General features: G+C 52.1%; 18 protein-coding genes. 8 read left to right on the top strand and 10 right to left on the bottom strand.

Annotated elements, in window-relative coordinates:
* Nucleotides 1-92: 92 nt before the first annotated feature.
* The gene (gene malS, locus ACLJXE_RS03980) at nucleotides 93-2,123 is read right to left on the bottom strand and encodes an alpha-amylase (RefSeq protein WP_410750144.1); all 2,031 of its coding nucleotides are present in this window, start codon (nucleotides 2,121-2,123) and stop codon (nucleotides 93-95) included.
* A 316-nt stretch (nucleotides 2,124-2,439) separates the two neighbouring features.
* On the opposite strand from malS, the gene ACLJXE_RS03975 reads away from it, so the two are divergent.
* Nucleotides 2,440-3,264, top strand: a complete 825-nt coding sequence (locus ACLJXE_RS03975) for a protein bax (RefSeq protein ID WP_410750143.1) — start codon at nucleotides 2,440-2,442, stop codon at nucleotides 3,262-3,264.
* Nucleotides 3,265-3,354: 90 nt separating this feature from the next.
* Here ACLJXE_RS03975 and xylR read toward each other — a convergent pair whose 3' ends face one another.
* Nucleotides 3,355-4,533, bottom strand: coding sequence for a D-xylose utilization transcriptional activator XylR (gene xylR, locus ACLJXE_RS03970; RefSeq protein ID WP_410750142.1), 1,179 nt, complete (start codon nucleotides 4,531-4,533; stop codon nucleotides 3,355-3,357).
* A 359-nt stretch (nucleotides 4,534-4,892) separates the two neighbouring features.
* Here xylR and xylA point away from each other — a divergent pair, with 359 nt between their 5' ends.
* The 3 genes from xylA (at nucleotide 4,893) to yiaB (ending at nucleotide 8,277) form a co-directional block, all read left to right on the top strand.
* The gene (gene xylA / locus ACLJXE_RS03965; protein WP_410750141.1) at nucleotides 4,893-6,215 is read left to right on the top strand and encodes a xylose isomerase; all 1,323 of its coding nucleotides are present in this window, start codon (nucleotides 4,893-4,895) and stop codon (nucleotides 6,213-6,215) included.
* A gap of 72 nt (nucleotides 6,216-6,287) precedes the next feature.
* Complete coding sequence (gene xylB / locus ACLJXE_RS03960) at nucleotides 6,288-7,742, top strand: xylulokinase (protein ID WP_410750140.1); 1,455 nt, start codon at nucleotides 6,288-6,290, stop codon at nucleotides 7,740-7,742.
* Nucleotides 7,743-7,911: 169 nt separating this feature from the next.
* Nucleotides 7,912-8,277, top strand: a complete 366-nt coding sequence (gene yiaB, locus ACLJXE_RS03955; protein ID WP_410750139.1) for an inner membrane protein YiaB — start codon at nucleotides 7,912-7,914, stop codon at nucleotides 8,275-8,277.
* Here the strand turns inward: yiaB and ACLJXE_RS03950 are convergent.
* Nucleotides 8,274-9,269 (bottom strand): acyltransferase, encoded by a 996-nt coding sequence (locus ACLJXE_RS03950; RefSeq protein ID WP_410750138.1) that lies wholly within the window; start codon nucleotides 9,267-9,269, stop codon nucleotides 8,274-8,276. The genes yiaB and ACLJXE_RS03950 overlap by 4 nt on opposite strands.
* A gap of 171 nt (nucleotides 9,270-9,440) precedes the next feature.
* Here ACLJXE_RS03950 and ACLJXE_RS03945 point away from each other — a divergent pair, with 171 nt between their 5' ends.
* The 3 genes from ACLJXE_RS03945 to glyS all read left to right on the top strand — a co-directional run bounded on the left by ACLJXE_RS03945 (nucleotide 9,441) and on the right by glyS (nucleotide 12,832).
* On the top strand, nucleotides 9,441-9,746 hold the full coding sequence (locus ACLJXE_RS03945; protein WP_410750137.1) for a YsaB family lipoprotein: 306 nt from the start codon (nucleotides 9,441-9,443) through the stop codon (nucleotides 9,744-9,746).
* A 95-nt stretch (nucleotides 9,747-9,841) separates the two neighbouring features.
* Nucleotides 9,842-10,753: a glycine--tRNA ligase subunit alpha gene (gene glyQ / locus ACLJXE_RS03940; RefSeq protein ID WP_001168551.1), complete on the top strand. Its 912-nt coding sequence runs from the start codon at nucleotides 9,842-9,844 to the stop codon at nucleotides 10,751-10,753.
* 9 nt (nucleotides 10,754-10,762) lie between these two features.
* Complete coding sequence (gene glyS / locus ACLJXE_RS03935) at nucleotides 10,763-12,832, top strand: glycine--tRNA ligase subunit beta (RefSeq protein ID WP_410750136.1); 2,070 nt, start codon at nucleotides 10,763-10,765, stop codon at nucleotides 12,830-12,832.
* A gap of 66 nt (nucleotides 12,833-12,898) precedes the next feature.
* Here the strand turns inward: glyS and cueP are convergent, their stop codons facing one another.
* The 3 genes from cueP to ACLJXE_RS03920 form a co-directional block, all read right to left on the bottom strand.
* Nucleotides 12,899-13,438 carry a copper-binding periplasmic metallochaperone CueP gene (cueP, locus tag ACLJXE_RS03930; protein ID WP_410750135.1) on the bottom strand — a complete coding sequence of 180 codons (540 nt, stop codon included), beginning with the start codon at nucleotides 13,436-13,438 and terminating at the stop codon, nucleotides 12,899-12,901.
* Between the two features lie 184 nt (nucleotides 13,439-13,622).
* A complete protein-coding gene (gene cspA / locus ACLJXE_RS03925) occupies nucleotides 13,623-13,835 on the bottom strand; it encodes an RNA chaperone/antiterminator CspA (RefSeq protein WP_000014594.1) in 213 nt (70 codons plus the stop codon).
* A 280-nt stretch (nucleotides 13,836-14,115) separates the two neighbouring features.
* Complete coding sequence (locus ACLJXE_RS03920; protein ID WP_048213664.1) at nucleotides 14,116-14,406, bottom strand: HTH-type transcriptional regulator; 291 nt, start codon at nucleotides 14,404-14,406, stop codon at nucleotides 14,116-14,118.
* A gap of 380 nt (nucleotides 14,407-14,786) precedes the next feature.
* Here ACLJXE_RS03920 and ACLJXE_RS03915 point away from each other — a divergent pair, with 380 nt between their 5' ends.
* Entirely contained in the window at nucleotides 14,787-15,497 is a 711-nt protein-coding gene (locus ACLJXE_RS03915; RefSeq protein ID WP_048213663.1) for a DUF3053 domain-containing protein, read from the top strand.
* 60 nt (nucleotides 15,498-15,557) lie between these two features.
* Here the strand turns inward: ACLJXE_RS03915 and ghrB are convergent, their stop codons facing one another.
* From ghrB to ACLJXE_RS03895, 4 genes are all read right to left on the bottom strand, one after another.
* The gene (ghrB, locus tag ACLJXE_RS03910; protein WP_410750134.1) at nucleotides 15,558-16,532 is read right to left on the bottom strand and encodes a glyoxylate/hydroxypyruvate reductase GhrB; all 975 of its coding nucleotides are present in this window, start codon (nucleotides 16,530-16,532) and stop codon (nucleotides 15,558-15,560) included.
* 22 nt (nucleotides 16,533-16,554) lie between these two features.
* Nucleotides 16,555-17,835 carry an MFS transporter gene (locus ACLJXE_RS03905; protein ID WP_040231622.1) on the bottom strand — a complete coding sequence of 427 codons (1,281 nt, stop codon included), beginning with the start codon at nucleotides 17,833-17,835 and terminating at the stop codon, nucleotides 16,555-16,557.
* Nucleotides 17,836-17,898: 63 nt separating this feature from the next.
* A complete protein-coding gene (locus ACLJXE_RS03900; protein ID WP_410750133.1) occupies nucleotides 17,899-18,837 on the bottom strand; it encodes a sugar kinase in 939 nt (312 codons plus the stop codon).
* A 3-nt stretch (nucleotides 18,838-18,840) separates the two neighbouring features.
* On the bottom strand, nucleotides 18,841-19,590 hold the full coding sequence (locus tag ACLJXE_RS03895; protein ID WP_410750132.1) for a sugar phosphate isomerase/epimerase family protein: 750 nt from the start codon (nucleotides 19,588-19,590) through the stop codon (nucleotides 18,841-18,843).
* Between the last annotated feature and the right edge of the window lie 67 nt (nucleotides 19,591-19,657).

Here is a 19,657-nt window from a genome sequence, read left to right as displayed (position 1 = left end):
AATTGATGTTTTGTGCTGCAGATTTTTTTCTGGATAGTTTTTTATATTGAATCTGGCTTCCCGCGCTGTTGAGCACGAGAAGCTTGTTGGGATCAGGGTTGGCCGGCCCACACGACCATGACTTTATCGTCGCCGTGTTCGCGGATAAATCCGTATCCCTGCTTTAATGAAAGCGTGGTTTGTTTACCCGCTCCGATGGCGGGATGCCGTGCCCTGAACTGGCTAATGCGCTGCCAGTGCGCGACGCTGGCGGCAGATTTCCCGCTAACGTCCTGCCAGTTCATCTGCGAGCGTGTACCCTGTAACGGGTCTGAGCCAGTCGGGCCAAAAGGACGTGCGGACTCGTCACCGTAAAAAAGTTGTACCGCGCCAGGGGCCAGCAACAACAGTTCGGCGGCTTTGTCTCCACCTTCACGGAACAGCCGGGTATCGTGTGATGAGAGATAGCTCAGGACGTTAAAATCCTGCAACTTATCCGCCATCTGCTGCCAGGTGAGATCGATATTTGCCAGACAATCGACGGCCCTGGCCGCCTGCTCCTGATAGTCAAAATTGATCATCGCATCGAAACCGTGGCGGTAATAATCGCTTTGCATGACGCCATGTCCCCAGGCCTCACCGGTCATCCAGAAGGGTTTATCATCCAGCGCTTTGTCTGGATTCGCTTTCTTCCATTCGGCCAACGCTGAACTGGCCTGCGCTTTTAGCTGTTGCCAGGCAGGAAGCTCGACATGTTTTGCGGTATCGACCCGAAACCCGTCAATGCCGTAGTCACGCACCCACTGGCTGAGCCAGTGAATCAGATAATCTCGTGGTGTATAACCAGGGATGGCTTTGGCGCGGGTATCCGGCTTGTGTTGATAAAAATTCGGCAAACCTGAAGGCGTAGTAGACTCCGTTTTCAGATCGGGCAGGAAAGCCAGCGACATGGTCAGGTCGTCAAAACCCGGATTGTCGTAGTCGCCAATGTCTGTGCGGATCCACTTTTTCCCCCACCACTTTTCCCACGCGGCTTTATCACTGAAGTTGATGTAATCATTAAAGCTGTGCCAGCTTTGCCCGGACAGGGGTTTCCAGTCCGTCCAGCGTTCACCGAGCGTTTTTTTCAGTTCCTCACCTGACAAGTACAACGCCCCAAACTGGTACTCCTGCATATCAGCCAGTGTGGCGTAACCGGTATGATTCATGACAACATCGAACAGAATGCGGATGCCGCGTTGATGCGCGCCGTCAACCAGTGCACGCAGGTCGGTCTCGTTACCCATATTGGCGTCGAGCGTGGTCCAGTCCTGGGTGTAGTAACCGTGATAGGCGTAGTGCGGGAAATCACCTTTAGTGCCACCGCCAACCCAGCCGTGAATCTGCTCAAACGGGGCGCTGATCCACAAGGCGTTTACCCCCAACTGTTGCAGGTAGTCGAGCTTGCTGGCAAGACCGCGTAAATCGCCGCCATGAAAGGTACCAATCTCCTGCATGCCGTCATTGCGACGTCCATAGCTGTGATCATTAGTCAGATCGCCGTTTTCAAAGCGGTCTGTCAGTACGAAATACACCGTGGCGTTGTGCCAGTCGAAAGCGGCGGGTGCATTTGTTTCCGCCCGTTCTAACAGTAAAAGTCCATTACTGGTCGCGTCGGGTTGCAGGGTAATGGTTCCGTTTTTCACCGTTGCCATTTGCTGGCTATAGTAATCGCGTACCACGGCGCCTTCCGGGAATGTCTGGCTCACATCCAGCGTCAGCGGCGAGCCATCCCATTTTGGACACTGGCGGATCCGGGCGGTGACGGGATCCGCCACGTTTTTTACTGACAGCATTAGCGTCGGTGTACCTGAGCGGGTATCGACTTCCAATGTGTAATCGCCGTCTTTAAATAAACGCCACTGTGGCGGTGTGCCTTCACAAGGTTTTAGCGACAGCATCTGATTGAGTTTAATGGCATCTGTAGGCTGCCAGCACTGTTGGTCAAAATTCAGGGTCAAAGGGCGAGTACCCTTCGTCAACGCTGCATGGCTGACAAATTTACCCGTACCTTCCACTTCGAAAGTAGGGAAACCCTGGGAAGTCCATGATGAGGCGATGGCAATGCCGGGCAGTAATACCAGCGCAACGGCGGCAAGTTTCATAATGCTGTCCTTGATGCTGCGATTTACGCCAGTTTGCCAGTGAAATCAGACCGGAAACTCATCCTTAGCGTCGATTCTGCCAGGATGAGAGATGAGGGTGAGCGATCATGCGCAAAAAACGACCTGATTTTGCGATAACCTCCACATTTCCTTCGAATTAACAGCACCCGGAACGGTTTGTACGTGACATAGTTTCAGAATTGGACTATTCCTTTGGGTGCTCTTGACGGCTATTTTTGATATGATTTGAGATTCATCTCTCATTTTTGTGAAAAATATAAGGTGTTGGAATGTTTAAATCCGACCAGGAGACCTAATGATATTGACTCCCATTCGACGATATGGGGCAATGATTCTTATGTTACTCACCATTGCATTTTCGGGTGAGGTGCTGGCAAAGACACACACGGCGACAACGAGTCATAAGCCCCAGGTAATCAAGGCAAGTAATACACAGGTAAGCAGTAAACAAGAGTATTCTCGCAATAGTGCAAAGAGTAGTTCACTTCCTGATTTGCGAAAATACCCTTCCGGAACACCAAGGAAAAAAGCGTTTCTCCGGACGGTTATGCCTTATATTACCAGTCAAAATGCTGCCATTACGGCGGACCGTAACTGGCTGATCTCAAAGCAGTACCAGAATCGCTGGTCACCGACTGAACGTGCGCGTATGAAAGACATCGCGAAACGCTACAAGGTGAGCTGGTCTGGTAACACGCGTAAAATTCCATGGAATACGCTGCTTGAGCGCGTAGACATCATTCCTACCAGTATGGTGGCGACTATGGCTGCGGCTGAAAGCGGTTGGGGCACATCGAAACTGGCGCGTAGCAATAACAACCTGTTTGGCATGAAATGTGTCAAAGGCCGCTGCAACAATGCACCCGGTAAGGTGAAAGGCTACTCACAGTTTGAATCGGTAAAAGAGTCGGTGAATGCCTATGTCATTAACCTGAACACGCACCCGGCATACTCTTCCTTCCGTAAATCGCGTGCGCAGTTGCGTAAAGCCGATCAGGAAGTGACAGCGACCGCGATGATTCATAAGCTGAAGGGGTACTCCACCAAAGGACAGAGTTATAATAACTATCTGTTCGCGATGTACCAGGATAACCAGCGTTTAATCGCCGCGCATATGTAATTCCACAGGCCTGATGGCGCGACGCTTATCAGGCCTGTGAGTCGCTCTGTAGGCCGGATAAGGCGAAACCGCCATCCGGCACAATTCCCCTTACAGCATCCCTTCACTGTTCATGTCACGGTACTCTTTTGGCGTCGTGTCGTACTCTTTCTTGAAAACGGAATAGAAATACTGCAACGACGGATAGCCGCACATTTGTGAAATTTCGTTTATCGCGAGCGTCGTGGAGATCAACAGGCTACGCGCTTTTTCCAGTTTTTCGGCATGAATCACGGCGTGGATGGTCTCCCCGACCTCGTCTTTAAAGCGCTTCTCGAGATTTGAACGTGAAATCCCAACGGCATCCAGCACTTGCTCGACTTTGATGCCTTTACAGGCATGGTTGCGGATAAAGTGCATTGCCTGAATGACCGCGGGATCGGTCAGTGAGCGATAGTCGGTTGAACGACGATTCACGACGCGTACCGGAGGCACCAGAATGCGTTGCAGCGGCAGTTCTTCATTCGCCAGTAAGCGGTGCAGAAGTTTGGCTGCCTGATAGCCCATCTGTCGCGCGCCCTGAGCAACGGATGACAGAGCGACCCGCGACAGGTAACGGGTGAGTTCTTCGTTATCAATCCCAATAACACACAGTTTTTCCGGCACCGGGATATGCAAATGCTCGCAGGCCTGCAGAACATGCCGCGCACGTGCGTCGGTCACGGCGATAATACCGGTTTGCGGGGGTAAAGTTTGCAGCCAGTCCGCCAGTCGATTTTGCGCGTGCTGCCAGTTTTCTGGTGCGGTTTCCAGCCCCTGATAGACAACACCACGGTACTTCTCTTTGGCGACCAACTGGCAAAAGGCATATTCACGCTCAGCGGCCCAGCGCTTGCCGCTGGAAGAGGGCAGACCATAAAATGCGAATCGGTTGACCCCTTTTTCTTTCAGATGCAAAAAAGCGCTTTCCACCAGTGCATGGTTATCAGTCGCAATGTAATGGACGGGTGGATAATCGCTTTCAAGATGGTAGGAACCACCGACACCGATGATGGGAACATCGACATCGGCAAGTAATTGCGCAATGTCATCATCGTCATAATCAGCAATAACACCGTCGCCTAACCAGTCTTTGATATTATCAATACGGGCCCGGAAATCTTCCTCAATGAATATATCCCACTCAGATTGCGATGCCTGTAAATATTCACCTACGCCCTCTACCACCTGGCGGTCATAGGCTTTATTAGCATTAAATAATAGGGTGATGCGGTGTCGTTTATCAAACATAAGAGCCTATCCTGAAAGGTTAACGTGGCCTGTCGATACTACCAAAACCGCAGGTGCGACTACTTGATGAAGCGTGACAAATTTCTTATTTGGGTAACGCTACGCAAAATTCACACACCACGACCAGGAAGACAATTGTCATTTCTTATCTGCGTATTACGGTTTTTTGTTTATTGATAAAGAGCCGATCGCGATCGCTTTTTTAATTGCTTATTCAGTGTGCATTTTTGGGAGCCAGCGCACATTTGGGTATTCTCTTAATGGCGGTGTGAAATAACGTAATTGAGCAATAAATCAGGAAATTCCAGTATGGCTGTATCGCAGTTTACTTGCCGTATTACCTGATTATGGAGCTTATTATGCAGGCTTATTTTGACCAACTCGATCGCGTTCGTTTTGAAGGTACAAAATCCACTAACCCACTCGCATTTCGCCATTACAACCCTGATGAAATCGTGCTGGGCAAACGCATGGAAGATCATCTGCGCTTTGCCGCCTGCTACTGGCACACTTTCTGTTGGAACGGCGCGGATATGTTCGGTATGGGGGCCTTCGACCGTCCGTGGCAACAGCCGGGTGAAGCATTGGCGCTGGCAAAACGTAAAGCGGATGTGGCTTTTGAGTTTTTCCATAAGCTGAATGTGCCTTACTACTGCTTCCATGATGTTGACGTCTCGCCTGAAGGCGCGTCACTGAAAGAGTATAAAAATAACTTTGCCCAGATGGTGGATGTGCTGGCGGCAAAACAGGAACAGAGCGGCGTGAAACTGTTGTGGGGGACGGCAAACTGCTTTACTAACCCACGTTATGGCGCAGGTGCGGCGACTAACCCGGACCCGGAAGTCTTTAGCTGGGCGGCTACGCAGGTCGTGACTGCCATGGATGCCACACATAGATTAGGTGGTGAGAACTACGTTTTGTGGGGCGGCCGCGAAGGTTATGAAACGCTGCTTAATACCGACCTGCGTCAGGAACGTGAGCAGATTGGCCGCTTTATGCAACTGGTGGTCGAGCATAAACACAAAACTGGTTTCCAGGGCACCTTATTGATCGAACCGAAGCCGCAAGAACCGACTAAACACCAGTATGACTACGATGCCGCGACCGTTTACGGATTCCTGAAGCAGTTCGGTCTGGAAAAAGAGATCAAACTGAATATTGAAGCAAACCATGCCACGCTGGCAGGTCATTCGTTCCACCACGAAATCGCTACGGCGATTGCTCTGGGGCTATTTGGTTCCGTCGATGCGAACCGTGGCGACGCACAGCTGGGCTGGGATACTGACCAATTCCCGAACAGCGTAGAAGAGAATGCGCTGGTCATGTACGAAATCCTGAAAGCGGGCGGTTTTACCACTGGTGGCCTGAACTTTGATGCCAAAGTCCGTCGTCAGAGTACTGATAAATACGATCTGTTCTATGGTCATATTGGTGCGATGGATACCATGGCGCTGTCGCTGAAAATTGCGGCCCGTATGATTGAGGACGGTGGCCTGGATCAGCGCGTGGCAAAACGTTATGCCGGTTGGAATGGTGAGCTGGGCCAGCAAATTCTGAAAGGTCAGATGACGCTGACGGAAATTGCGCAGTACGCTGAACAACATAACCTGGCACCGGTGCATCAGAGCGGCCATCAGGAACAGCTGGAAAATCTGGTAAACCATTATTTGTTCGACAAATAACGGACTGCTGAGTACGTCCGTAAGCCCGGATAGCGATTCGCTACCGGGCCTTTCTTTAAGGAACGATACCCTATGTATATCGGGATAGATCTTGGTACATCAGGCGTAAAGGCCATTCTGCTGAACGAGCAGGGCGATGTGGTGGCCTCGTACACGGAGAAACTGACCGTCTCCCGGCCTCATCCATTATGGTCAGAGCAGGATCCTGAACAGTGGTGGCTGGCGACGGATCGTGCTGTAAAAGCGTTGGGTCAGCAACATTCTCTCAGCGAGGTAAAGGCGTTAGGTATTGCCGGGCAGATGCACGGCGCGACGCTGCTTGATAAGCAGCAGAAGGTTCTGCGTCCGGCAATCCTGTGGAACGATGGTCGCTGCGCTGAAGAATGCGTAATGCTGGAAAATCAGGTGCCGCAATCTCGTATGATTACCGGCAATCTGATGATGCCTGGCTTTACCGCCCCTAAATTGCTGTGGGTTCAGCGCCATGAACCGGACATTTTCAGCCAGGTTGATAAAGTCCTGCTGCCGAAAGATTACCTGCGTCTGCGTATGACCGGAGAGTTTGCCAGCGATATGTCGGATGCCGCAGGTACGATGTGGCTGGATGTCGCGAAGCGTGACTGGAGTGACGTCATGTTGTCTGCGTGTCAACTGACTCGCGCACATATGCCGACCTTGTATGAGGGCAGTGCGATTACCGGAACTCTGTTGCCTGGTGTCGCGCAATCCTGGGGCATGTCAGAGGTTGCGGTCGTTGCGGGTGGTGGCGATAACGCGGCGGGTGCGGTTGGCGTAGGGATGATGAATGCAGGCCAGGCAATGCTGTCATTGGGTACGTCCGGCGTCTACTTTGCTGTAAGCGACGGCTTTCTCAGTAAACCAGAAAGTGCGGTACACAGCTTCTGCCACGCGCTGCCTGAACGGTGGCATTTGATGTCAGTGATGCTGAGCGCCGCATCCTGCCTCGACTGGGCGGCAAAATTAACCGGGCTGGCAAGCGTACCTGCGCTGATTGATGCCGCACAGCAGGCAAATGAGCAGGCTGAACCGGTCTGGTTCTTGCCCTATCTGTCAGGTGAACGTACGCCGCACAATAACCCGCAGGCGAAAGGCGTCTTTTTTGGCCTGACGCATCAGCATGGTCCGGCAGAACTGGCGCGAGCGGTACTTGAAGGTGTGGGATTTGCTTTAGCTGACGGTATGGATGTGGTACATGCCTGTGGCGTTACACCGGCCAGCATTACGCTCATTGGTGGTGGGGCGCGTAGCGAATACTGGCGACAGATGTTGTCCGATATCAGCGGGCTGCAGCTGGATTACCGTACCGGCGGAGATGTCGGTCCTGCCCTGGGCGCAGCACGGCTGGCGCAAATTGCGATGAATCCACAGCAACCACTCTCTGACTTACTGCCTCAACTGGGGCTGGAACAGGCGCATTATCCTGATGCAGAGCATCATGCTCGCTATCAACAACGTCGGGAAACCTTCCGTCGTATCTATCAGCAATTGCTGCCCTTGATGTCCTGATCGTGTTCCCCTCTGATGAGCAGAGGGGATTTTCCACATATATGTTTCCATTGAATCAATAATTCACGTGCATGAATGTATTCTGAAATTTCAGTGAAATAGCGTTTTTCTGTGTTGTCTTGAGTGGGGTATTCATAATGTATCCGTGGTAGAGGATAAGGAGATCCCAATGAAGACGACGCGGCTATTGCCATGGCTATTGTTTCTTTCCGGCGCACTCATTTACTGCACAGGGCTGGGGTGGTCATGCCCCTCACTCAGCGAAAAAGGTTACTTTTTAGGTGTTCTGATGACCGGATTGTTCGTGACGTACGCTTACCAGCGAGCTGAAAACCGTAATCAGAGTGATGAGCGCTTTGCTTCTGTGTGTCAGATGGTCGCGCTCATAACGGTCGGGTTACTGCTCGTGGGGGTGTGGAATGCCCCGTTAGCCCCCCTCGAAATGGTGCTGTACCCGGCAGCATTCTGTGTGTGTATATCAGGGCTGATTTTGCTGATGCGCCCAACGGAAGAGGCACATTCTGATGAACTCTAACTTACCAGTCTGCGCGTATCGATGCGCTGTAGCAGCATGGAAAGCAATAGACTGCCCGCCAGCGTGGCGCTAAAAATCCATAACATATCCAGCGGTGGCCAGTTTTTGAGTTCAATACCGCGGGTACGTAGCGCATGAATGATCAGCGCGTGGAAACCGTAAATACCTAACGAGTGACGGGAAATAAGCCCCAGTATGGGCAGTGTGCGTGTGCTGAGCATGTTTTTGACCAGCGTCAGGAGCGATGCAGCAAAGATAAATACCGCCGGGCCACAATAGAGATACCAGGTATCGGCAAAATTACCTCGCCACTGGAGCTCATGCAGCGTCCCGCGGGAAATCACAAACACGGCGACGATACATAACGCTGCACAGAGCCCGGTGATTGAGCGCTTTTGTGTTTCCATCATGCCAATTGCCCGGCCCAGCATGCCGTACAGAATGTAGTAGAACGTATCGCCACTGATGTACAGGTTGATGGGTAGCCACTCAAAGCCGCCGAATTTTTGCGATACGGTATTGGGATTGGCAATAACGCCAATCACGACCATCAATGCCAGCAGCATTTTTCCGCTGACATTTTTCACCTGAATCAATGGGGATACCAGGTAGATAACGGTAATAGCGAAGAAAAACCACAGGTGGTAGAACACCGGTTTTTGCAGCAGGTTTTTCAACGATAGCTCAGCGTTGATCGAGGTGAACAGCAGGATGTAAGCCAGAGCCACGGTGCTGTAAAACAGAATGCACAACGCAATGCGGATGAAATGTCGCGGTCTGGCGCTGCGTTCGCCAAAAAAGAGATAACCCGAGATCATAAAAAACAGCGGGACGCTAACGCGAGAAGCTGAATTTAGCACATTGGCAAGATCCCAGGTTACCGGGCTGACGCTTTGCGCATTGGTGATGTACCAGGTCGTGGTGTGAATCATCACAACCATTAAACAGGCTATCCCGCGTAAGTTATCAATCCAGAAAATTTTGGGCTGCATCAGTTCCTCTGTTTTCATTAAAAAAAGTCTGACTGGTATTTGCGAACGTCGCTCACTGGATTAATCCGAGTTATTACGCTAAAGCTTGTGATGGTGTGGGGAGATTCTCACAATAGGATCTGTTTCCAGACACTAATAATAAGACTGACCAGCAAACCAGGCGGTAATAAAATGATGATGAAGTATTTCTTTCCAGCAATCCTCACGCTGCTGGCGGGGTGCGCCGATTCACAATCGTCAGCACCTGTACAGAAAGCGCAAAAGGTCAAAATTACTGCCACGCGTTCGCTGGATATGGAGTCATTGTGCAAAAGTGAAGCATCGGAGCTTTATAATACGGGTGCCCAGAAAATTGCTATCACTGGTCTTGAGCAATTCCAGGGTAGCTATGAGATGCGCGGTTCTACCTTCCGTAAAGAGAGTTTTGTCTGCTCATTTGACGCAGACGGGCAGTTTTTGCACCTTTCCATGCGCTAAGTTCCCCCTTTTTCCCGTTTCGTACTGTATATCTTGCAGCCAGCGGGTATACTGATCGCTTCCTTTAAATCCACACGTATCCAGCACGAAATAATATGCAAAAGTTTGATACCAGGACCTTCCAGGGCTTGATCCTGACCTTACAGGATTACTGGGCTCGCCAGGGCTGTACCATCGTTCAACCATTGGACATGGAAGTCGGCGCGGGAACATCTCACCCAATGACCTGCCTGCGTGCGCTGGGGCCGGAACCGATGGCGACTGCTTATGTGCAGCCTTCTCGTCGTCCGACCGACGGGCGCTATGGCGAAAACCCGAACCGCTTACAGCACTACTATCAGTTCCAGGTAGTGATTAAGCCGTCACCGGACAATATTCAGGAATTGTACCTGGGTTCTCTGAAAGAGCTGGGTATGGACCCGACCATTCACGATATCCGTTTCGTGGAAGATAACTGGGAAAACCCGACGCTGGGTGCCTGGGGTCTCGGTTGGGAAGTGTGGCTGAACGGCATGGAAGTGACGCAGTTCACCTACTTCCAGCAGGTGGGTGGTCTGGAATGTAAGCCAGTTACCGGGGAAATCACCTACGGTCTGGAACGTCTGGCGATGTACATTCAGGGCGTAGACAGCGTATACGACCTGGTCTGGAGCGACGGCCCGCTGGGCAAAACAACCTACGGTGACGTATTCCATCAGAACGAAGTTGAGCAATCGACTTACAACTTTGAATACGCCGATGTGGACTTCCTGTTCACCTGCTTCGAGCAGTACGAGAAAGAAGCCCAGCAGCTGCTGGCGCTGGAAAACCCGCTGCCGCTGCCTGCTTACGAACGTATTCTGAAAGCCGCCCATAGCTTCAACCTGCTGGATGCGCGTAAAGCCATCTCCGTCACCGAGCGTCAGCGCTATATTCTGCGTATTCGCACCCTGACCAAAGCAGTGGCAGAAGCTTACTACGCTTCCCGTGAGGCCCTTGGCTTCCCGATGTGCAACAAAGACAAATAAGAGGCGGCCATGTCTGAGAAAACTTTTCTGGTGGAAATTGGCACTGAAGAGCTGCCACCAAAAGCACTGCGCAGCCTGGCTGAGTCCTTTGCTGCGAACTTCACTGCGGAGCTGGACAACGCTGGCCTCGCACACGGCAACGTAGAGTGGTTTGCTGCTCCGCGTCGTCTGGCGCTGAAAGTCGCTGCCCTTGCTGAATCTCAACCGGACCGTGAAGTTGAAAAACGCGGCCCGGCTATTGCTCAGGCGTTTGACGCGGAAGGCAAGCCGAGCAAAGCGGCAGAAGGTTGGGCGCGTGGTTGCGGCATCACCGTCGATCAGGCGGAACGTCTGACCACTGACAAAGGTGAATGGCTGCTGTACCGTGCACATGTGAAAGGCGAAAGCGCAGAAACGCTGCTGCCGAACATGATTGCGACTTCGCTGGCGAAGCTGCCGATCCCGAAACTGATGCGCTGGGGGGCGTCTGACGTCCACTTCGTGCGTCCGGTTCACACTGTGACTCTGCTGTTGGGCGACAAAGTGATTCCGGCAACGATTCTGGGGATTCAGTCCGATCGCGTGATCCGTGGTCATCGCTTTATGGGCGAGCCTGAATTCACTATTGATACTGCCGATCAGTACCCAGAAATCCTGCGCCAGCGTGGCAAAGTGATCGCGGATTACGCTGAGCGTAAAGCCAAAATCAAAGCCGATGCTGAAGAGGCTGCACGTAAGATCGGCGGTAACGCTGACTTAAGCGAAAGCTTGCTGGAAGAAGTCACCTCGCTGGTGGAATGGCCGGTGGTGCTGACCGCTAAATTCGAAGAGAAATTCCTCGCGGTGCCGTCTGAAGCGCTGGTTTACACCATGAAGGGTGACCAGAAATACTTCCCGGTGTATGCCAACGACGGCAAACTGCTGCCGAACTTTATCTTCGTTGCCAACATCGAATCGAAAGATCCGCAGCAAATTATCTCTGGTAACGAGAAAGTCGTTCGTCCGCGTCTGGCAGATGCCGAGTTCTTCTTCAATACTGACCGCAAAAAACGTCTGGAAGACAATCTGCCGCGCCTGCAAACCGTGCTGTTCCAACAACAGCTGGGTACGCTGCGTGACAAGACTGACCGTATTCAGGCGCTGGCAGGCTGGATTGCCGAACAGATTGGCGCTGATGTTAACCATGCAACGCGTGCTGGCCTGCTGTCCAAGTGCGACCTGATGACCAACATGGTCTTCGAGTTCACTGACACTCAGGGCGTAATGGGTATGCACTACGCGCGTCATGATGGCGAAGCGGAAGATGTGGCCGTCGCGTTGAATGAGCAGTATCAGCCGCGCTTCGCCGGTGATGACCTGCCGTCTAACCCGGTTGCCTGTGCGGTTGCGATTGCCGATAAGATGGACACCCTGGCGGGTATCTTCGGTATCGGTCAGCATCCGAAAGGTGACAAAGACCCGTTTGCACTGCGTCGTGCCGCGCTGGGTGTGCTGCGTATCATCGTTGAGAAGAACCTGAATCTGGATCTGCAAACGCTGACGGAAGAAGCGGTACGTCTGTATGGCGACAAGCTGACCAACGCCAACGTGGTGGATGACGTTATCGACTTCATGCTGGGACGCTTCCGCGCCTGGTATCAGGATGAAGGCTATACCGTAGATACCATTCAGGCCGTGCTGGCGCGTCGTCCGACTCGTCCGGCTGATTTCGACGCGCGTATGAAGGCGGTCTCGCACTTCCGTACACTGGAAGCCGCTTCTGCACTGGCTGCCGCGAACAAGCGTGTATCGAATATTCTGGCGAAGTCCGAAGAAACGCTGAATGAGCGTGTCAATGCGGCAACGCTGAAAGAGCCAGAAGAAATTGCGCTGGCGATGCAGGTGGTTGTGCTGCGTGACAAGCTGGAGCCTGTCTTCGCCGCGGGGAACTATCAGGAAGCGCTGGTTGAATTAGCTGAGCTGCGTGCGCCGGTCGATGCGTTCTTCGAGAAAGTGATGGTGAACGTAGAGGATAAAGACCTGCGTATTAACCGTCTTTCTATGCTCGAAAAACTGCGCGAGCTGTTCCTGCGCGTTGCGGATATTTCGCTGCTGCAGTAACGGTTCTGAGCTGACTTAGAAAATGCCGGATGGTGGCTCCGCCTTATCCGGCATTTTTTTATGCTGTCAGCGCAGTTGTAATTTTGTCAGGCAGGTCTGGCTATCTTCCATCGTCTTAATGGGATACTTTGCTGTTTTACCGTTGTAGCTTACCGCGATGGTGCCTGTCATATTGCGCGGTAGCCAAACCCCGACGAAGCCATTTTGACCACTTTTCATCTCTTTTTGTACAACCACATCCCCTTTGCTATCCGTCACTTTGACGTTGAATTTTTTCCCAGGCATTTCTCCCTGACAACCGGAAAGGCTGTGGTTGAAGCAAGGGTGCGTTTGCCACTCATAGGGGGCAAACGACAGATAAAACTTATCGCCGAGCGGCATCGTATACACCTGGTCGCCCGAAGACAGTTTCAGCGCGGTACTGGTGACAGAGGCTGAGTAAGGCAGCGGGCGGCTCTGAGGTGATTGGTCAATGGTCTCGACTATTTGCTCGACGGATTTCCCGCTGAGTCCGTGTTCAGCCAGAAAATTGGCTTCCGGTGTTGCCGCGAAGGCGGTACCGGTTGTGAGCAAACCTAAAAATAACAGCCGTGAGGATTTCGACATAGCTTCAATTCCTTGTGAAAATTGTGGAATATAAACTCGCTCACTATAAAGCTTGCCCTTAGGGAAAGGTCAAAGGTGTGATGGGTAAAGTAATGCAAAGACACGTTCGGGGGAGGGGCGTTGAGAACAAATAAAAAAAATCCCCGCCGTTTGGCAGGGATCCTGAATTCTGAGCTTTTTAAGCTTATAGGCTGGTTACGTTACCAGCTGCCGGGCCTTTAGCGCCGCTTTCGATGGTGAAGGAAACTTTCTGACCTTCGTCCAGGGATTTGTAGCCATCGTTCTGGATAGCAGAGAAGTGTACGAACACGTCTTTAGAGCCATCGTCAGGAGTGATGAAGCCGAAGCCTTTGTCAGCGTTGAACCATTTTACGATACCAGTCATTTTACCGGACATAGTGTATTACCTTTTAAAAAATAAGTGTGCCTTTCGGCGATATGGCGTGCTTTACAGATTTTTTAACAGTAAAGGAAATGCTCACTACGAAGGGTATCAACGATAACTCTTGAAGGGACTTGCCTTACTAAACTGCTGTAATGGTCTGTACGTCAAACCGTTGAGCGCATTAACTCATTTTACGCAGATGGATGCAACTACTATTTTCTTTTTTGTGGATATCAGTAGTGGAGGAACGGCCCTTCTGCAGGACCGCTCTTATATCAAACTTGAAAATAACCTAATCCATCAACTGCTTACTTAATCGTGGGTCTGCCTGAATCAGGCGCATCAACTTCAATTCGGTACTGGATGGCTTCACCCGTTTAGACTCCCATTCATGAACCATCGCAACCGTCACGCCCATCACCCGGGCGAAATCATCTGTTTTTAAACCTGTCCCTCGTCGTAGTTGTTCAAATTCAGCGAAAGGGTTGGTTTTTTGCGTCTGAGTAACTGTCTGCGATACATCTTTAAAAACAATCTGCTCCAGACTGCTTAGCAGTTCAAACATAGGATCTTTGTATTCCATTGAGAACTCCTATAAATCACACAGCGGGATCGTGAATTTCATCGAAGCTCATTAAGCGTAGTCGGAAAAAATGAAGACGAATTTAAGGTATGCGTTGTGGATTCGTTTCAGCGAATCGCGGGTGACAACCTTTAGTTGGCTAACGAACTGATAAAGGTCGGGATCTCCGATCGAACAATTCCAATTGTAAAGATGACTAAAATAGAGCGCCGCTATGTGAATGGAGCATTGTTGAGCAAAACACAGGGCGGCGGAAACCGTTATTTTCCCCAACAAGATTACGCGGAAAGGGTATCTTGCGGGGCTGACCTGGACTATCCTTGTCAACGTCAGGCACGCGGGTGTCGTTGTGCGCATTTTTGGGTGAAAGGAGTATTAAAATGGCGACAGGTAAGTCCTGCTCTCGCTGGTTTGCGCCTGTTTTGGCGCTCTTAATGGTAGTTGGCCTGAGTGGGTGTTTTGATAAAGAAGGCGATCAACGCAAAGCGTTTATCGATTTTCTGCAGAATACTGCAATGCGTAGCGGAGAGCGTTTACCGACGCTTACTGCCGATCAGAAAAAACAGTTTGGCCCGTTTGTGTCCGATTACGCGATTCTTTATGGCTATTCACAGCAGGTTAATCAGGCAATGGACTCCGGTCTGCGCCCGGTGGTTGATAGCGTAAACGCAATCCGTGTTCCTCAGGATTATATGACTCAGCGTGAACCGCTGCGTCAGGCAAATGGCGCGCTGGGCGTGTTAGGACAACAGTTGCAGAATGCGAAGCTACAGGCAGATGCTGCCCATGGCGCGCTGAAGCAGGGTGATGACCTGAAACCTGTCTTTGATCAGGTTTACAGCAAAGTCGTGACCGCACCGGCAGAGGCGTTACAGCCGCTGATCCCAGCCGCGCAAGTTTTCACGCAGCAGTTGGTGCAGGTAGGCGATTTTATCGCGCAGCAGGATACGCAGGTGAGCTTTGTTGCGAACGGCATCCAGTTCCCAACCTCACAACAGGCCAGTCAGTACAATACGCTGATTGGCCCACTGGCGGCTCAGCATCAGGCATTTAATCAGGCATGGACTGCTGCGGTGAATGCCGCGCAGTAATAGTCGTACGGTAAGACACATTAAAGGCCGGGTGAGCACAATGCTACCCGGCCTTTTGTGTTATTTGGCCACTTGCGGATTCACGCAGTTCTTCTCAACGTTTCCCTGCAGTGCGTCAATTAAGTTATCCACAGCACAAGCCGCCATGTTATAGCGTGTTTCATGCGTGGCAGAACCAATATGCGGTAACGCCACCACATTCGGCAGTGACAGCAGCGGTGAGTCTGACGGCAACGGCTCTTGTTCAAACACATCCAGGCCCGCGGCATGAATCTCCCCGCTTTGCAGAGCGGCGATCAGTGCGTTTTCATCCACCACCGGGCCACGCCCGGCGTTAATGAAAATGGCAGAAGACTTCATTTTGGCAAACTGTTCGGTACTGAACAGATGGTGGGTTTCGTCTGTTAACGGCAGAATCAGGCAAACAAAGTCCGATTCCTGCAACAGTGTATCCAGATCGCAGTAGCGCGCGTTGAAACGTTCTTCCGCTTCCTGATGGTGACGACGTGCATTGTAGAGAATCGGCATGCTAAAGCCGAAATGCGCGCGTTGTGCCAGCGCCAGCCCAATGCGTCCCATGCCGACAATGCCCAACGTCTTATGGTGAACATCGGTACCAAACCAGTCGGCCCCGATGCTTTTTGTCCATTCGCCTGCCTTCACGCGTTCAGCGACGTCCACCACGCGTCGCGCCGTACTTAACACCAGCGCCATTACCGTGTCCGCCACGGTTTCTGTCAGCACCGTTGGCGTGTGCATCAGCAGCACCTTACGTGCGTTTAAGGCCTCAACATCGAAATTGTCATAGCCTACGGAAATGGTGGAGGTCGCACGCAGTTTGGGCATTTTCTCCAGCAGGGCGGTATTGACGGCTTCACTGGAGCCCAGCAGGCCTTCCGCACTGGCGAAGGCCTGCGAGTACTGTGCGACGGTTTCCGAACGCAGGTTAGGCACCTGAGTGACAGTAAAATGCTCTTCCAGGCGATGCAGTAAATCGTCAGGTAACGCTTTATAGAGAATAATGGACGGCTTCATGCGAATCTCCGTAAGTTAAAATTTAAGCGTGGCGTGCGCCAATAGGTAGCTGTTGATTATTAGCAGGCTTAACGATCAAAGTTAGCCATACTGAGACAAAAAGCGCTACCCCCATAAAAATGTATGAGGCGGACGGGCTGCCGGTGGTGCCATTGAGGTAGCCGACAAACCAGGAACCAAAGAATGAGCCTAATGCGCCCATGCTGTTGATCAATGCCATTGCTCCCCCGGCTACGTTGCGCGGCAACATCTCAGGAATGATGGCGAAGAAGGGACCATACGGGGCGTACATGGCCGCGCCGGCGATAACCAGCAGTGTGTAAGAAATCCAGAAGTGGTCTGCGCCAACGGCCCAGGAGCCAATAAAGGCGAAAGCGGCAATCAGCAGCAGTGGCCAGACAAACAGCTTACGGTTTTGCAGTTTATCGGAAGCCCATGAAACCAGGATCATCGCAGCCGTTGCGGCCAGATACGGAACGGACGAAAGCCAACCGACCTCTACCATACCCAGGTTCGCACCGCCGCTGCGGATAATTGACGGCAACCACAGGACAAAACCGTAGACGCCAATACTCCAGGCAAAGTACTGCATGCACAGCAGAATCACGTTACGTGAACGGAACGCTTCGCCGTAGTTACGCACGGCTTTGATACCCTGCTGTTCTTTTTCTAACTGGGCCTGCAGCGCGGCTTTTTCGGATTCCGACAACCAGCCTACCTGCGACGGTTTATCTTTTACCAGTACCCACCAGCAGAACGCCCAGATGATGGCCGGAAAACCTTCAATGATGAACATTTCACGCCAGCCCAGCGCCTGAATCAGGTATCCGGACACGACGGACATCCACAGGACGGTGACGGGGTTACCGAGGATCAGGAAGGTATTAGCACGCGAACGCTCGGACTTCGTAAACCAGTTACTGATATAAATCAGCATTGCGGGCATGACCGCGGCTTCAACGACGCCAAGAATAAAGCGAATGGCGGCCAGCATAGGGATGTTGCTGACCATCCCGGTCAGTGACGCGCAGGCGCCCCACAGAATCAGGCAGATAAAAATCAGTTTACGTACGCTGCGGCGTTCGGCGTAGATTGCTCCAGGGATCTGGAAGAAGAAATAGCCGAGAAAAAACAGAGCCCCCAGCAGAGAGGAGATCCCTTTGGTAATACCGAGGTCCTCGTTGATACCGGCTGCGGAAGCGAAGCTGAAGTTTGCGCGGTCGAGATACGCCAGGCTGTACGTGATAAACACGATTGGCATGATGTACCACCAGCGTTTTGCTGCATTGGTTGAGCTATTCATAGACTGCCCTCTGGTTATGCTGTTACGCCGCCTCTGTATGTAGGGTACAGAGTGGGCCGGGGTTTATTCCCCTAATTGTTCACGTGTGGGTAATCCTTCGCTGTCGCCCTGGACCTGAATGGCCAGAGCGCCAATTTTATTGCCCCGGGTCACTGCCTGATGCAGCGTTCGGCCTTCCAGCAGTGCGCTGATAACGCCGACGGCAAAGCCATCACCTGCACCGACGGTATCGACCACGTTGTCGACTTTTACCGGCGCGACGCAGCCCTGCTCGCCGCTAGCTGCTTTGTACCAGGCCCCATCAGCCCCGGTCTTCACGATGACGGCCTTCACGCCATGACGCAGATAAAAGTCGGCAATGGCTTCTGGTGTCTGTTGTCCGGTTAAAATCATGCCCTCTTTTAACCCCGGCAGTACCCAGTCAGCCTGGAATGCCAGTCGGTTGAGTTTTTCCACCATCTCGCCTTCGCTTTTCCACAGTACCGGACGCAAATTTGGATCGAACGAAATGGTCCTGCCCAGGGCTTTCATGGTGCGGGCGGTGTGTGCCAGTAGTTCATATGAACTGGCAGACAGCGCAGCCGCAACGCCGCTCAGGTGCAGGTGGCGTGCGCTGGAGAAATACTCATCGTGATAATCCTCAACGCTGAGATGGCTGGCAGCAGAACCTTTGCGGAAATATTCCACTATGGGATCGGTTCCATTTTCGGCTTTAGATTTAAGCTGAAAGCCGGTAGCGTAGCGCCCGTCCAGAGTGACTCCCTGCGCATCAATCCCTTCTTTCTCCAGCGACTTAATAATAAAACGGCCAAAACTGTCGTTACCCACGCGGCTTACCCAGCCTACGTTCAGACCCAGGCGAGCAAGGCCGGTTGCCACATTCAGTTCAGCGCCTGCAACGCGTTTAATAAACTGCTCCACGTCTGCCAAATCACCGGTTTGCGTGGCGACAAACATCGCCATCGCTTCACCAATGGTGACAACGTCCAGTGATTTTTTCATGTGTTACTCCTTGCGTAACAGAGCGACGTAGTGACGGGTAACCGCCGTTAAGTCTTGCCCTTCCAGGGGGAATTCAATACCGCGCAGAACATCTGCGGGCAACGTGTCTAGCAACGCCAGCCAGCGTGGTTCTGCGTGATCAGGCGGTACGGCACGGTAACTGTCACGATGTGGTGTGGCGGCTTTCACATGGATATATCCAACGCTTGAGGCCAACTGCTGTGCAGCCTCTTCCGGAGAATCACCTACCCACAGCCAGTTACCCATATCGAAGGTCAGAGAAATGGGCAGGTTGAATGCCTGACAGGCATCGTTAAAGCGCTTCATTGGTTGCAGGCGTCCACAGGACGTTTGATCGTTTTCGACAACCAGTTCCATTCCGCTGTTGTCCAGCCATTCGCGCAACACGTCGAACTGTTCGCTATGGGCGAAATGACCGAGGGAAACTTTTAACCACAGTGCTTGCAGGGCTTGCGCTTCCAGGAGTAGTTCCGGAAGGCGAGGATTAAGGTTTCCGTCTTCGGTGAACAGCGGTTCGGGGGCGGAGTAGCATGCCAGCAGACCGAAAATTTCAATGGCAGAGGCCAGTGTTGGCAGTGTTTTTAGCTCAGCGTCGGTCAGCATCTCGCGGCGGATTTCAACCCCGTCAGCACCGGCTTCGGCAATGATGGGCAGCAGGGCCGTTTGCCCGCCTGCGGCGCGTACCTGGTCGTAACCGTAAGCGGCTGTGACCACCATAATTTTTCTTTTCATGGAAACTCCAAAACTAGCGTTCTTGCTATAACGCTAGATGGAACCGGTTCCAAAGAAAAGCTTGTGA

Origin of the sequence: Citrobacter sp. U14242, assembly GCF_046555775.1 — a bacterium.
Lineage (GTDB): Bacteria > Pseudomonadota > Gammaproteobacteria > Enterobacterales > Enterobacteriaceae > Citrobacter.
This window is presented reverse-complemented; position numbering and strand designations above follow the sequence as displayed.